Genomic DNA, 13,088 nt, shown 5'->3' on the forward strand with positions numbered 1-13,088 from the left:
CCCATAACCACCGAGTTTGGTGGTGAACGGGATCGTGGCCCCAGCGTCGCGCAACAATCAATATTTGGGTAATGGGTCCCGGCCTTCGCCGGGACGACAACTCATCTCCAACACTTTCTAAATCTCGAACACCTGTCCCGGCTTCAACGCCACAAATTTCTCGCGCGGCACTCTCGCCGCATCGAGCGCGTCACCAAGTGCGGCCGCGGGCGCGTCGATCGCCTCGTCGGTCAATTGGAACGTGCCGTGGTGATGCGCCAGCGCCTGGGCGGCGCCGCAATCGGCCAGCGCCTTCACGGCGTCCTCGGGGTTCATGTGCTGGTCTTGCATGAACCAGCGCGGCTCATAGGCGCCGATCGGCAGGACCGCGAGCCGCAACGGGCCATGCGCCTCGGCCACGCGGCGGAAGTGCCGGCCGTCGCCATAGCCGGAATCGCAGACGATGTAGAGCTTGCCGGCCGGCGTCTCCAGCACGAAGCTCGCCCACAGCGCCTTGTTGCGGTCGAACAGGCCGCGCGCCGACCAGTGCCGCGTCGGCACCAGCGTCACGGCAAGGCCGCCGCCGAGTTCGACGCGCTGATGCCAGTCGAACGCCTCGGCCTTGATCGCGGCATCGGAGGCACGCATCGTGACGTCGTTGCCGAGCGGCGTGATCACGCGCGGCGCAAATGCCGCCGTCAGCCTCGACAGCGTCGCGACATCGAGATGATCGTAATGGCCGTGCGACACCAGCACGACGTCGATGTCAGGCAGCTTCTCGAAAGTGACACCGGGATCATTGTGTCGCTTGGGTCCCGCGAAGCTGAACGGCGAGGCGCGCATCGACCAGACCGGATCGACCAGGATGTTGAGACCCGCGGTCTGGATCAGCCAGCTGGCGTGGCCGACAAAGCAGAGCCGCACCTTGTCGCCGTCGACGCGGGCTGGCGGCGTATCGGCATAGGGGCTCGGCGCCCATTCCGGCCAGACCGCGCGCTGCCGCCTGTCCCCGAACTGCCAGCGCAGCAACTCGCCGAGCGATTTCGGCGGCGCGCCGTCCGGATCGAAGAAGTGCAGGCCGTCGAAGTGATCGGAGACGGGGCCTTCATAGGTTTTCATCAGGGACATCCAGATCGAGGGCACGCCGATCGCGGCAGCGGCTCCGGTCAAGGTTGCGAGAAGGCGGCGGCGGGTGATGGGCTCGCGGGTTCCCAAACAGGAGGCTGGCTCCGCTTATATGGGCGGTGACGACGAATTCGGAACCAACACGGCAAATTGACGCAATTTCAATGGTTTAGGATCTAAGCCGAGCGAATTGCGGCGAAACTTTCCTTGACTTTGCCGCCCCGGCAGCGTTTAACGCCGCGACTTTCTCGGAAAGATCCGTCTTTTCGACCCGCCGACTGGTCCTTGAGGCCAGAGGCCAACGCCCGACAGCGCGATGCGCCCTCGGGCGCGAAAGTGTTTGGACCATCGTCTCGGGCACGCCGTCTTGGCACGGTGCAGAGGCAGACTATCTGGTCATCACCCGCGAAAGCGGGTGATCCAGTATCCCAGAGCCAGCTCGGATTGAACCGGGAGGCCGCGGCGAACTGGATACCTCGCTTTCGCGGGGCATGACGAGAAGCGAGTGAAGCGCGCTTACGGGCGCAACGAAGGACAACGGCATTGTTCGACAATCTGTCGGAACGGCTTGGTGGCATTCTCGATCGTCTGACGGGGCGCGGTGCGCTGACCGAAAAGGACGTCGATGCCGCGATGCGCGAGGTGCGCCGCGCGCTGCTCGAAGCCGACGTCGCGCTCGAGGTCGTCCGCAGCTTCATCGACCGGGTCCGCGAGCAGGCGATCGGCGCCACCGTCGTCAAGTCGGTGACCCCGGGCCAGATGGTGGTGAAGATCGTCCATGACGAGCTGGTCGCCACGCTCGGCTCCGACGGCCAGACCATCGATATCAACTCCGTGCCGCCGGTGCCGATCATGATGGTCGGCCTGCAAGGCTCCGGCAAGACCACCACCACCGCCAAGCTCGCGCGCCGCATGGTCCAGCGCGACAAGCGCAAGGTGCTGATGGCCTCGCTCGACGTCTACCGCCCGGCGGCGATGGAGCAGCTCGCGGTGCTCGGCCGCGACCTCGACATTCCGACACTGCCGATCGTCGCCGGCCAGATGCCGCCGCAGATCGCACGGCGCGCGTTAGAGGCCGGCAAGCTCGGCGGCTATGACGTCGTGCTGCTCGACACCGCCGGCCGCACCACGCTCGACGAAGACATGATGAAGGAGGCGGCCGAGATCAAAGCCGCCGCCAATCCGCATGAAGTGCTGCTGGTCGCGGACTCTCTCACCGGCCAGGACGCGGTCAACCTCGCACGCGCGTTCGACGAGCGCGTCGGCCTCACCGGCATCGTGCTGACGCGCGTCGACGGCGATGGCCGCGGCGGCGCCGCGCTGTCGATGCGCGCGGTCACCGGCAAGCCGATCAAGCTGCTCGGTACCGGTGAAAAGACCGACGCGCTGGAAGACTTCCATCCGAACCGCATCGCCGGCCGCATCCTCGGCATGGGCGACGTCGTCTCGCTGGTCGAGAAGGCCGCGGCGAACATCGACGCCGAGAAGGCCGCGCGCACCGCCGAGCGGATGCGCAAGGGTCAGTTCGACCTCAACGACATGCGCGAACAGCTGCAGCAGATGGCGAATATGGGCGGCATCGGCGGCCTGATGGGCATGATGCCCGGCATCGCCAAGATGAAGAACCAGATCGCGGCGGCCGGCATCGACGACAAGATCATCAAGCGCCAGGTCGCGGTGATCGACTCGATGACGCGGCAGGAGCGCAAGAATCCGGACATCCTGAAGGCGAGCCGCAAGAAGCGCATCGCGGCAGGCGCCGGCCAGAGCGTCGAGCAGGTCAACAAGCTCTTGAAGATGCACCGGAACATGGCCGACATGATGAAGGCCATGGGAAGCGGCAAGCGCGGCCCGCTCGCTGGCATCGCGCAGGCGATGGGCTTTGGCGGCGGCATGAAACCGCCCTCGGCCGAGGAGATGAAGGCGCTCGCCGAGAAGATGCAGGGCGGCGCCGGCGGCGGTCTGCCGAGCCTGCCGAAGGATTTGCCCGTTGGCCTGCGCGGCGGCCTGCCGAATGTGCCGGGCCTGACCGGCCTTTCCGGCAAGCCGACGCTGCCGGGCCTCGGCGGCTTCCCGGGCAAGAAGAAATGAGAAATTCGTCGCGACGGCTCGCATGCAGCCGGCGCGACGCGGAATGCCAATCAATCGAACACATCGACCTTTGAAGGAGAACTAAATGTCCGTTGTTATCCGCCTCGCTCGCGCAGGCACCAAGAAGCGTCCGGTCTATCACGTCGTCGTCGCCGACTCGCGCTTCCCGCGCGATGGCCGCTTCATCGAGCGTCTCGGCCACTTCAATCCGCTGCTGCCGAAGGACAACGAGGCCCGCCTGAAGCTCGACATGGACAAGGTGAAGGCCTGGCTCGCCAAGGGCGCGCAGCCGTCGGATCGCGTGACCCGCTTCCTCGACGCCGCCGGCGTCGTCAAGCGCGCCGCGCGCAACAACCCGGAAAAGGCCGTGCCGCGCAAGGAGCGCAAGGCGCAGGCCGAAGCCGCCGCCAAGGCTTAGACTGAACGGCGACCACGGTGACTGCACCGGTCTGTGTCGCCCGTATCGGCGCTGCGCATGGTGTGCGCGGCGCCGTCCGGCTGTGGACCTTCACCGAAGATCCGCTGGCCGTGAAGGACTACGGCCCGCTGATGACCAAGGACGGCACCCGCCAGTTCGAGGTCACCCATGCGCGCGAGGCCAAGGACCATCTGGTGGTGACGCTGAAGGGGGTCGCCAGCCGCGATGACGCCGAACGGCTCAATGGTCTCGAGCTCTACGTTCCGCGCGACCGGCTGCCGGAAACCGACGACGGCGAATATTACCACACCGACCTGATCGGCCTCGCCGCGGTGACGACGACAGCGCAGCCGCTCGGCAAGGTGATCGCGATCCATAATTTCGGCGCCGGCGACATCATCGAGATCGCCCCGCCGCAGGGCGCGACGATGCTGCTCCCTTTCACCAATGCCGTGGTGCCGACAGTCGATCTCGCTGGCGGCCGCGTCGTGATCGAGCTGCCGCAGGAAATCGACGGCGACGATCCGTCGGTAGCTTGATCAAAACATTTTCCCTCAGCCCGTCATCCGGCCCTGCTGCTCGAGCCAGTCGCAGAACACCGCGCTGTGCGGATCGTTGCTGCGACCTGCCGGAAAATACGCGAAGTAACTTCGCGCCGGCAGGCTAACGTTCGGAAAAGGCGTCACCAGACGCCCGACCGCGAGATCGTCCGAGATCAGCGCGGTCGGACCCATCGCAACGCCGAGGCCATCGAGCGCAGCCTGGATGGTCAGATAGAAATGATCGAAGGTCAGCGAAGCTGCCGGCTCCAGCGCGGAGTGCCCGGCCTCGGTCAGCCAGTCGCGCCAAAGCCTCGGCATCGACGTGACGTGCAGCAGCGTGTGCCTGGAGAGATTCGCAATCTCATGCAGCGGCAGTCGTTCGAGCAGCGACGGACTGCACACCGGCAATCTCCGCTCCGACACCAGGAAGCGCGACGAGAAGCCATGAAACGTATCCGGACCACCGCGGATCACGACGTCGAATGATTCCGGCAACGCGTCCACCGGATCGTTCGACGTGCTCAAGCGCACCTCGATGTCCGGATGCTCGGCGCGAAACCGGCTCATCCGCGGCAGTAGCCAGCGCAGGCTGAAGGTCGCGAGCGCATTGACCCGCAACACCGCCACCGCGGCATCGCCGCGCCGCTCGCGGTGCTGTTGCACGGCGGCCGAGATCCGGTCGAGCGCCGGAGCGAATTCCGCAAGCAGCGCCGCGCCCGCCGGCGTCAGCACCACGCGCCGCACCGATCGCCGGAACAGCGCCGGCGCGCCGAGCCATTCCTCGAGCAGCCGGATCTGCTGGCTGACGGCGCCATGGGTCACGCTGAGCTCGGCGGCGGCTTCCTTGAAGCTGCCGAGCCGCGCGGCGGCCTCGAAGGCGCGAACCGCATTGAGCGGCGGCAGGCTGCGGCGGGGGACGAACATGATGCCTCAATACCAGATTTTCTAACGCATGATCCGATTATTACTGATTTGTGACAGCACCGGTTCGAGCGCATATTGCGCAGCAAGCCACTTACTTATCTTCACTTTTTGAAAGTCTCGTCCGATGCACCGTCGCCCTATCTATAGATTTTCTTGCTCTGGATGGCGCCGATGAGCGTGTCCACGGAAGCCGGCACATCCCGTCCCGCCCAGACCCAGGCAACGCGCACACTCACGGTGACCGGGCTCAACCACGCCCTCCATGACGGCTACACCGACCTGATCTACGTGCTGCTGCCGGTCTGGCAGGCGGAGTTCGCGCTGAGCTACGGGCTGCTGGCGCTGCTGCGCGGGCTCTATGCCGGCGCCATGGCCGGGCTGCAGATTCCGGTCGGACGCATCGCGGAGCGGATCGACGGCAAGATCATCCTGATCGCGGGCACGGCGCTGTCGGCGCTCGGCTATGTGTTCGCCGGATTGTCCGGCGGCGTCATCGGACTTGGCCTGGCGCTCGCGCTCTCCGGCGCCGGTTCGAGCACGCAGCATCCGATCGCATCATCAGCGGTGTCGCGCGCCTATGGCGCGGCGGCGCGCGGCCCGCTCGGCATCTACAATTTCTCCGGCGATCTCGGCAAGGCGGCTATCCCGGCCCTGACCTCGATCCTGCTCGTGATCATGTCGTGGCGGCACACGCTGCTCGTGCTCGCGCTTGCAGGCCTGCTCGTCGCGATCTGCATCGCGCTCTGGATGCCGTCGGTCGGCAAGGGTGCCGAGCACAAGATGGCCGCCGCGGCGCGCCGTGACGGTGCCGGCGGCGGCTTCCACTGGCTGCTTGCGATCGGAATCCTCGACACCGCGGTCAGGATGGGCTTTCTCACCTTCCTGCCGTTCCTGCTGCGCGACAAGGGCGCCTCGCTGCCGACCAATGGCCTCGCGCTGGCGCTGGTCTTCATCGGCGGCGCCGCCGGGAAATTCACCTGCGGCTGGCTCGGCGAACGGGTCGGCACGCTGCGCACCGTGCTGATCACCGAAGGCGGCACGGCGGCGCTGATCGTGGCGGTGCTCGCATTGCCGCTGGCGCCGGCCATCGTGCTGCTGCCGCTGCTCGGCGTGATGCTCAACGGCACCTCCTCGGTGCTCTATGGCACGGTGCCCGAACTCACGCCGCCACATCAGACCGAGCGCGCCTTCGCGCTGTTCTACACGGGGACGATCGGATCGGGCGCGATCGCGCCGGTGCTCTATGGCCTGCTCGGCGACGCGCTCGGTCCGACGCTCGCCACCACGGCGACCGCGCTCACGGCGCTGGCGATCTGCCCGCTCGCAGTGGCGCTTGCGCGGCATCTTGCGGACGATCCAACGACGGCATGAAGTCCGTAGCCCGGATGGAGCGCAGCGAAATCCGGAGCCGCTCCCCGTTGCTTGCATGCTTCCCGGATTGCGCTTCGCTCCATCCGGGCTACCTAAGCAAAGGTGCCACGGAGGACAACAATGACAAGCACGCACAAGGCCTGGCGGCTGCACGCCCACAATGATCTCCGCTTCGAGGATGTCGCAACGCCCGGGCCCGCGCCCGATGGCGTCGTGGTCCGGGTCGAAGCCAGCATGGTGCTGTCCTATACCAACAAGCTGCTCTCCGGCGCGCTGCCATACAGCTTGCCGCCGATGCCGTTCGTGCCGGGCACCAACGCGATCGCGCACGTCGTCGCCACGGGCGAGAACGTCACGCATGTCCGAAGTGGCGACCGCGTGTTCCTCAGCCCGCATCTGCGCGGCGACGTGCCGGATCGCGATCCGCCGCAGATCCTGATCGGCCTCACCGCCACCGTGACGACGCCGGAGGCGCTCGCGCTGCAGGCACGCTGGCGCGACGGCGTGTTCGCGGAGATCGCGCATTGGCCGGCCGCCTGTGTCACGCCCCTTGCCAATCTCGACGACAAGCCGGCGACCGAGCTGATCGGGCTGGCCAAACTGATCGTGCCGTTCGGCGGATTGCAGCGCACCGGCCTGCGCGGCGGGCAGACCATCATCGTCAACGGCGCGACCGGCTATTTCGGCTCGGGCGGCGTGATGCTCGCGGTCGCAATGGGCGCGGGCCGCGTCGTTGCGGTCGGACGCAAAGAGGCCGCGCTCGAGCAGTTGCGCGATGCATTCGGCCCGCGCGTCATTCCCGCCGTCGTCACCGGCGATGCCGCCGCCGATCTTTCGATCATCCGCCGCGCCGCCGGCGGCAGCGCCGATGTCGCGCTCGACCTGCTCGGCGCCGCCAAGAGCACCTCGACGACGCTGTCCTGCCTGCGCGCGCTCCGGCGTGGCGGCCGGATGGTGCTGATGGGCAGCGCCGAGGTGCCGCTCGAGCTGTCGTTCCGCGAGATGCTGGCCAACGACTGGGAGGTGGTCGGGCAGTTCATGTACGATAGGACCGCGCCGGGCCAACTGGCCGGCCTTGCCGCCGAAGGCCTGCTGGATCTGCGCAAGATCAATGTCGCGACCTTCAAGCTTGCCGACTTCAGTCGTGCCGTGGATGCGGCCGCGATGATGCAGAGCCTCGACCTCACGGCCGTGGTGCCGTAACCAGAGGCCATGACGACACCGCAAGAGCCCCCCTGGCGCGCCACCGTGCTGACCCTGTTCCCGGACATGTTTCCGGGACCGCTCGGCGTGAGCCTGGCCGGCAAGGCGCTGGCCATGGGTCTCTGGGCGCTGGAGGCGCGCGACATCAGGGCGTCGGCGACCGACAAGCACCGCAGTGTTGACGACACGCCGGCCGGCGGCGGCCCGGGCATGGTGCTGCGGGCCGATGTGCTGGCGGCGGCGATCGATGCGGCGGGCGTCGCGGCTGACCGCCCGCGCCTCTTGATGAGCCCGCGGGGTCGGCCATTGACCCAGACCCACGTCGCGGAGCTCGCGGCCGGGCCCGGCCCCCTGATCGTCTGCGGCCGCTTCGAGGGCATCGACCAGCGGGTCATCGAGGCGCGCCGGCTCGAGGAGGTCTCGATCGGCGATTATGTGCTGTCCGGCGGCGAAATCGCCGCAATGGCGCTGATCGACGCCTGCGTTCGCCTGTTGCCGGGGGTGATGGGCAAGCTGGCCTCCGGAACCGAGGAGAGCTTCTCCGAAGGACTACTTGAATACCCCCAATATACCCGTCCGCAGGAGTTCGAGGGCCGCCAAATCCCGGAAATCCTGATTTCCGGCGATCACGCCAAGGTCGCGGCCTGGCGGCTGGCCCAGTCCGAGGCCCTGACGGCGGCCCGGCGGCCCGATCTCTGGGCCCGGAAGGCCAGCCAAAAAGCGGCCCGGCGAGGGACAAAAAACACGACAGACGGGTGACAAACCCTGCGCTTTGCCTTATAGGCACGGCCTAATCCGCACACGCGCAGGATAGATGGACGTTTGCGCAGCCCGCACAGGCTGGGCGCGCCGCCGATGGAGATTTCGATGAACCTGATTCAGCAGCTCGAAAAAGAGCAGTTCGACAAGCTCGCCGCCACCAAGACCATTCCGGAATTCGGACCCGGCGATACCGTCATCGTCAACGTGAAGGTGGTCGAAGGCGAACGCACCCGCGTGCAGGCCTATGAAGGCGTCTGCATCGGCCGTTCCGGCCATGGCCTCAACGAGAGCTTCACCGTGCGCAAGATCTCCTACGGCGAAGGCGTCGAGCGCGTCTTCCCGGTGATGTCGCCGATGATCGACTCGATCAAGGTCGTGCGTCGCGGCAAGGTGCGTCGCGCCAAGCTCTATTACCTGCGCAGCCTGCGCGGCAAGTCGGCCCGCATCGTCGAGAAGCAGGACCGCCAGACCGCCGTCGGCGAGTAACGTTTCCCTTCATAGCGTTTCGAGCGAAGTGGGGACCGGTTCGCGTCAAGAAAACGCGTCAAACGACAACCGGATGTGACCAAAAGCGCGGGGCCTGCTCCGCGCTTTTTCGTTGCGGCATACCTATCTGATGGACAGGCCCGCGCATCGATCGATTGTCGCGGGCGCAAGCCCTGTGTTAGAAATTTAGAATGGTTCCGGATCAAGCAAGTCAGACCTGCCAGCGCGTCGTGATCGACGATCGCTCGCGGCTGCCCGGCCGCTTCTTCGGACGCTTTGCGACGTCGGCAACATCAGGGCTTACGCGCGCAGCGTAACGCTGCCTGGACGCTGTCGCCTGCTCGCGCGCCGAGATGCGCTTAACGCCATTCACCACTGAATTTCTTCTGGAGCTGAAGCTCATGTCCAAACCGACCACGCTGTACGACAAGATCTGGAACGACCATCTGGTCCACGAGGCCGAGGACGGCACCTGCCTGCTCTATATCGATCGCCATCTGGTGCACGAGGTGACCTCGCCGCAGGCGTTCGAAGGCCTGCGCGCCGCCGGCCGCAAGGTCCACGCCCCCGAGAAGACGCTCGCCGTCGTCGACCACAACATCCCGACCACCGACCGCTCGAAGCCGAACCCCGATCCGGAAAGCATCGAGCAGATGCGGGTGATGGCGGAGAACGCCAAGGAATTCGGCATCGAGTATTACAACGAGTTCGACAAGCGTCAGGGCATCGTCCACGTCATCGGCCCGGAGCAGGGTTTTACGCTGCCCGGCACCACCATCGTCTGCGGTGACAGCCACACCTCGACGCATGGCGCGTTCGGTGCGCTCGCGCACGGCATCGGCACCTCCGAGGTCGAGCACGTGCTGGCGACACAGACGCTGATCCAGAAGAAGGCCAAGAACATGCGCGCGATCGTCGACGGCAAATTGCCTGAAGGCGTGACCGGCAAGGACATCATCCTGGCGATCATCGGCGAGATCGGCACCGCCGGCGGCACCGGCTATGTGTTGGAATATGCCGGCGAGGCGATCCGTGCGCTTTCGATGGAAGGCCGCATGACGGTTTGCAACATGTCGATCGAAGGCGGCGCGCGCGCCGGCCTGGTTGCGCCCGACCAGAAGGCGTTCGACTTCCTGCGCGATCGCCCGAAGGCGCCGAAGGGCGCCGCCTGGGATGCCGCGATGCGCTACTGGGAGACGCTGCGCTCGGACGAGGGCGCGCATTTCGACCACGAGCTGCGGCTGGACGCCGCAAAACTGCCGCCGATCGTCACCTGGGGCACGAGCCCTGAGGACGTCATCTCGGTGACCGGCTTCGTGCCTGATCCCGACAAGATCGCGGATGAGGCGAAGCGGCTCTCCAAGCACCGCGCGCTGAAATATATGGGCCTGACCGCCGGCACCAAGATCACCGACATCAAGCTCGACCGCGTCTTCATCGGCTCCTGCACGAACGGCCGCATCGAGGACCTGCGTGCCGCCGCGAAGATCGCCGAGGGCAAGACCGTCAACGCCAACGTCAACGCGATGATCGTGCCGGGCTCGGGCATCGTGAAGGAGCAGGCGGAGGCCGAAGGCCTCGACAAGATCTTCCTCAAGGCCGGCTTCGAATGGCGCGAGCCGGGCTGCTCGATGTGCCTGGCGATGAACCCGGACAAGCTGAAGCCGGAGGAACGCTGCGCCTCGACCTCGAACCGCAACTTCGAGGGCCGCCAGGGCTTCAAGGGCCGCACCCATCTGGTGTCGCCCGCGATGGCCGCGGCCGCTGCGATCGCCGGCCACTTCGTCGACGTCCGCGACTGGCGGTAAGGTAAGCGCGGTTTTCGCCTCAAGCTCGAGCCGTTTCGGAAACGGCTCGTTAACGGGGCGCACGCACACTGGCTCCTTGCGAAGACAAGCTTCGTGGGGAGCCGGACGTGGCCGACAAGAGCGAATTCGTCGACATGATCAGTGAGGCGACGCGGCAGAAGCGCCGCCGCGCCGCACCACGCATCATCGATCCACTTCCCGAGGTGAAGGAAACCTCGCGCCTCAGCCACTGGCCGCCGGAGCGCTGGACGCAATGGCGGATGGAAAACCTGACGCCGTGGAAGATAAAGTCCTGGAAGCTTAAGAACTGGGACTAGCGCGCTCTCGAGCGAGAGTGACCTGAAAAAACGGGCGCCGCATGGCGCCCGCTGTCGTTTTAGCCCTTACCAATAGACCCCGTACGGCCGCCAGTAATGGCGGTGATGCCAATACGGCCGGCAGATCCGGCGCGGTCCGTCATAGGTCCAGACCACGCGGCAACGGCGGTGATGATAATAGGCCGGGTAATAGTAAGACGATCCGTAGAAGTAGCGCCGGTGATGGAAGTGCCGGCGGGAGCCGTAGCGATAACCGCCGCCATAGAAGCGGTGGTACCCGCCGTAGTGGCGATGGTAGCCGCCATGGAACGCCGGCGCGGCACGGAAGCCGCCACCATGGAAGCCGCGGAAGCCGCCGCCGTGAAATCCACCGCCGTGAAAGCCGCCACCATGGAAACCACCGCCATGAAAACCTCCACCGCCGTGGCCGCCGCCACCGCCGTGCCGAACCTGGGTCGTCATGGCATCGGCCGCGGACTTTGCCGCAGGCACGGTGCCCGGACTCGCGAGCGACAGCGATTCGGCGCGTTGCTGCGAAGCGATCGACAATGCGAAGACCGCGGCCGCGGCAACACCAAGGCGGCGCAGCGGTCCACGCCGCAAAGAGCTCCCCCTCATCTCGGAACCTACCTGACAACAGCGCTGAGAACCGCGCTGCATGGCAGCCGGTCTCATTGCGTTCATCGCAGTCGCTCCCGGCAGGACGCTAGAAAGCCCTGAGTGAATGCGCCATGAACGCGCGAAACCGTGCGACGAAAAGTCCGAGCGGGAATGTCGGCGACGATCGCAGTGCGGCCAGCTGCATCACCAGAACGGGCCGAACCCGAAGCCAAAGGTGAACGGCGCCGGCACCGCATATGGGTACGGCCGATAGTAGTAAGGCCGTCCGTAATAATAGGAGCCGTACGGCCGGTAATAGGAATAGGGCTGGTAGTCCGGCCGGTAATAAGGCCGGTAGCCTTGGTGATAGTAGCCTTGGTGATAATGGTGACGATGGTAATGGCGATGATGGCGCTGCGCGCTGAAGTCGGTCGCCTGGCCCGCCGGCCGCTGCTGTGCCGCGGCCCGCGGCGTGGCTGATGCCGCGGCGGTTGCCGATGCCGGCGCCGTCAATGCGAACGCACAAGCGACCGCGGCAACACCGATCCATCTCATCATGATCAACTCCTGCAGATTGCGATTGATCTCATCTCGCGCGCGCGAATCTGCCGGTTTGATGGCTGAGAACGACAACAGGCCCGCTGCTCACGGGCCTGTGTCTCAACTGCGCTGATCCGTCGCGCGATCAGCGGCGCCAGTGGCGACGATGGCCCCAGCCCCAGCCACGGTGATGTCCGCGACCCCAGCCACGATGCCAGCCATGACCATGACCATAGCGGACCTGCGTGGTCGTCTGGTTCGCATGGTCCTGAACCGTTGCGGCGGTGCCCGGAGTCGCAAGCGACATCGCGTTCGCGCGCTCCGTTGGCGCCGCCAAAACCAGCACGGCACCGACGGCCGCAAGCCCCAGAACCTTCATCACCTTCATGCGTTTTCTCCTTGATCCCTTGATGTCACGTCTTGCAACGACGACTCGAGCTTCTTGCCTTGACGCGTTTTCTTCGCGCGAAGAACTTCGCTGGAAAACGCTCTGGCATTCGAATCGACCCCCGTTGCCGCGACGCAGATCGCAAGCAGAATGCAGGCGACGTGAATGGGATGTGAATGACTGCGCCACGATGGTGAATGCCGCTGGCGCACGCAGGTTCCAACGCAGCCGCTGGAATTTTCGTGTCTGTGCGTAAAACCGGCATAGACAATGGTCGTATCTTGTGAGGAGCCTCTCGCAGGAGATCGCCGATGACACAACAAGGCCCGCGCAGATGGCTGGCGCTCGGCACGGCAGCGCTCGCTGGTTCCATGATTTCAGTTGATGTCGCGCTCGCCTCGCAAGGACCGGGCGGCGGCATGGGAACGGCGAGCCAGCTCACGCAAATGCTGATGGCGCTCGCGGTCTATGGAACGGTGGGAGTGGTCGTCGCGGCCGGACTGATCGGCGCAGCGCGCCGACATTTGCACTAGC

At 65.9% G+C, this 13,088-nt stretch carries 16 protein-coding genes; 10 read left to right on the plus strand and 6 right to left on the minus strand.

The features are described from left to right. Nucleotides 1-117 precede the first annotated feature (117 nt). Nucleotides 118-1,098: an MBL fold metallo-hydrolase gene (locus AAFG13_RS25730; protein ID WP_342708602.1), complete on the minus strand. Its 981-nt coding sequence runs from the start codon at nucleotides 1,096-1,098 to the stop codon at nucleotides 118-120. Between the two features lie 549 nt (nucleotides 1,099-1,647). Here AAFG13_RS25730 and ffh point away from each other — a divergent pair. From ffh to rimM, 3 genes are all read left to right on the plus strand, one after another. After that, the gene (gene ffh, locus AAFG13_RS25735; protein ID WP_342708603.1) at nucleotides 1,648-3,195 is read left to right on the plus strand and encodes a signal recognition particle protein; all 1,548 of its coding nucleotides are present in this window, start codon (nucleotides 1,648-1,650) and stop codon (nucleotides 3,193-3,195) included. Nucleotides 3,196-3,280: 85 nt separating this feature from the next. Further along, nucleotides 3,281-3,613: a 30S ribosomal protein S16 gene (gene rpsP / locus AAFG13_RS25740; protein WP_050402543.1), complete on the plus strand. Its 333-nt coding sequence runs from the start codon at nucleotides 3,281-3,283 to the stop codon at nucleotides 3,611-3,613. Nucleotides 3,614-3,630: 17 nt separating this feature from the next. After that, nucleotides 3,631-4,152, plus strand: coding sequence for a ribosome maturation factor RimM (rimM, locus tag AAFG13_RS25745; protein WP_342708604.1), 522 nt, complete (start codon nucleotides 3,631-3,633; stop codon nucleotides 4,150-4,152). Between the two features lie 15 nt (nucleotides 4,153-4,167). Here the strand turns inward: rimM and gcvA are convergent, their stop codons facing one another. Continuing rightward, nucleotides 4,168-5,079, minus strand: coding sequence for a transcriptional regulator GcvA (gene gcvA / locus AAFG13_RS25750; RefSeq protein ID WP_212318872.1), 912 nt, complete (start codon nucleotides 5,077-5,079; stop codon nucleotides 4,168-4,170). 171 nt (nucleotides 5,080-5,250) lie between these two features. Between gcvA and AAFG13_RS25755 the strand changes: the two genes are divergently transcribed. The 4 genes from AAFG13_RS25755 (at nucleotide 5,251) to rplS (ending at nucleotide 8,901) form a co-directional block, all read left to right on the plus strand. Next, nucleotides 5,251-6,450, plus strand: a complete 1,200-nt coding sequence (locus AAFG13_RS25755) for an MFS transporter (RefSeq protein ID WP_342708605.1) — start codon at nucleotides 5,251-5,253, stop codon at nucleotides 6,448-6,450. 120 nt (nucleotides 6,451-6,570) lie between these two features. After that, nucleotides 6,571-7,653, plus strand: coding sequence for a zinc-binding alcohol dehydrogenase family protein (locus AAFG13_RS25760; protein WP_342708606.1), 1,083 nt, complete (start codon nucleotides 6,571-6,573; stop codon nucleotides 7,651-7,653). A gap of 9 nt (nucleotides 7,654-7,662) precedes the next feature. Then, nucleotides 7,663-8,412, plus strand: coding sequence for a tRNA (guanosine(37)-N1)-methyltransferase TrmD (gene trmD / locus AAFG13_RS25765; protein ID WP_342708607.1), 750 nt, complete (start codon nucleotides 7,663-7,665; stop codon nucleotides 8,410-8,412). Nucleotides 8,413-8,520: 108 nt separating this feature from the next. Next, entirely contained in the window at nucleotides 8,521-8,901 is a 381-nt protein-coding gene (rplS, locus tag AAFG13_RS25770) for a 50S ribosomal protein L19 (RefSeq protein ID WP_092126446.1), read from the plus strand. Between the two features lie 211 nt (nucleotides 8,902-9,112). Here the strand turns inward: rplS and AAFG13_RS25775 are convergent, their stop codons facing one another. Then, entirely contained in the window at nucleotides 9,113-9,277 is a 165-nt protein-coding gene (locus AAFG13_RS25775) for a hypothetical protein (protein ID WP_342708608.1), read from the minus strand. Nucleotides 9,278-9,302: 25 nt separating this feature from the next. On the opposite strand from AAFG13_RS25775, the gene leuC reads away from it, so the two are divergent. Continuing rightward, nucleotides 9,303-10,709, plus strand: coding sequence for a 3-isopropylmalate dehydratase large subunit (leuC, locus tag AAFG13_RS25780; RefSeq protein WP_212318862.1), 1,407 nt, complete (start codon nucleotides 9,303-9,305; stop codon nucleotides 10,707-10,709). Between the two features lie 107 nt (nucleotides 10,710-10,816). After that, nucleotides 10,817-11,026, plus strand: coding sequence for a hypothetical protein (locus AAFG13_RS25785; protein ID WP_092121493.1), 210 nt, complete (start codon nucleotides 10,817-10,819; stop codon nucleotides 11,024-11,026). Nucleotides 11,027-11,092: 66 nt separating this feature from the next. Here the strand turns inward: AAFG13_RS25785 and AAFG13_RS25790 are convergent, their stop codons facing one another. The 3 genes from AAFG13_RS25790 to AAFG13_RS25800 form a co-directional block, all read right to left on the minus strand. Continuing rightward, entirely contained in the window at nucleotides 11,093-11,629 is a 537-nt protein-coding gene (locus AAFG13_RS25790; protein WP_342708609.1) for a hypothetical protein, read from the minus strand. Between the two features lie 201 nt (nucleotides 11,630-11,830). Continuing rightward, entirely contained in the window at nucleotides 11,831-12,184 is a 354-nt protein-coding gene (locus AAFG13_RS25795) for a hypothetical protein (protein WP_212319050.1), read from the minus strand. Between the two features lie 127 nt (nucleotides 12,185-12,311). Then, nucleotides 12,312-12,554, minus strand: coding sequence for a hypothetical protein (locus tag AAFG13_RS25800; protein ID WP_342708610.1), 243 nt, complete (start codon nucleotides 12,552-12,554; stop codon nucleotides 12,312-12,314). Nucleotides 12,555-12,865: 311 nt separating this feature from the next. Here AAFG13_RS25800 and AAFG13_RS25805 point away from each other — a divergent pair, with 311 nt between their 5' ends. Continuing rightward, nucleotides 12,866-13,087, plus strand: coding sequence for a hypothetical protein (locus tag AAFG13_RS25805; protein ID WP_249132611.1), 222 nt, complete (start codon nucleotides 12,866-12,868; stop codon nucleotides 13,085-13,087). Nucleotide 13,088: the final 1 nt, after the last annotated feature.

It is taken from the genome of Bradyrhizobium sp. B124 (genome assembly GCF_038967635.1).
Taxonomy (GTDB): Bacteria; Pseudomonadota; Alphaproteobacteria; order Rhizobiales; family Xanthobacteraceae; genus Bradyrhizobium.

What these genes read in the sequence shown, in the direction of transcription:
- AAFG13_RS25730 (WP_342708602.1), bottom strand. Translation starts at nt 1,098, where the DNA reads ATGAAAACCTATGAAGGCCCCGTCTCCGATCACTTCGACGGCCTGCAC.
- rpsP (WP_050402543.1), top strand. Translation starts at nt 3,281, where the DNA reads ATGTCCGTTGTTATCCGCCTCGCTCGCGCAGGCACCAAGAAGCGTCCG.
- gcvA (WP_212318872.1), bottom strand. Translation starts at nt 5,079, where the DNA reads ATGTTCGTCCCCCGCCGCAGCCTGCCGCCGCTCAATGCGGTTCGCGCC.
- AAFG13_RS25755 (WP_342708605.1), top strand. Translation starts at nt 5,251, where the DNA reads ATGAGCGTGTCCACGGAAGCCGGCACATCCCGTCCCGCCCAGACCCAG.
- AAFG13_RS25760 (WP_342708606.1), top strand. Translation starts at nt 6,571, where the DNA reads ATGACAAGCACGCACAAGGCCTGGCGGCTGCACGCCCACAATGATCTC.
- trmD (WP_342708607.1), top strand. Translation starts at nt 7,663, where the DNA reads ATGACGACACCGCAAGAGCCCCCCTGGCGCGCCACCGTGCTGACCCTG.
- rplS (WP_092126446.1), top strand. Translation starts at nt 8,521, where the DNA reads ATGAACCTGATTCAGCAGCTCGAAAAAGAGCAGTTCGACAAGCTCGCC.
- leuC (WP_212318862.1), top strand. Translation starts at nt 9,303, where the DNA reads ATGTCCAAACCGACCACGCTGTACGACAAGATCTGGAACGACCATCTG.
- AAFG13_RS25795 (WP_212319050.1), bottom strand. Translation starts at nt 12,184, where the DNA reads ATGATGAGATGGATCGGTGTTGCCGCGGTCGCTTGTGCGTTCGCATTG.
- AAFG13_RS25800 (WP_342708610.1), bottom strand. Translation starts at nt 12,554, where the DNA reads ATGAAGGTGATGAAGGTTCTGGGGCTTGCGGCCGTCGGTGCCGTGCTG.
- AAFG13_RS25805 (WP_249132611.1), top strand. Translation starts at nt 12,866, where the DNA reads ATGACACAACAAGGCCCGCGCAGATGGCTGGCGCTCGGCACGGCAGCG.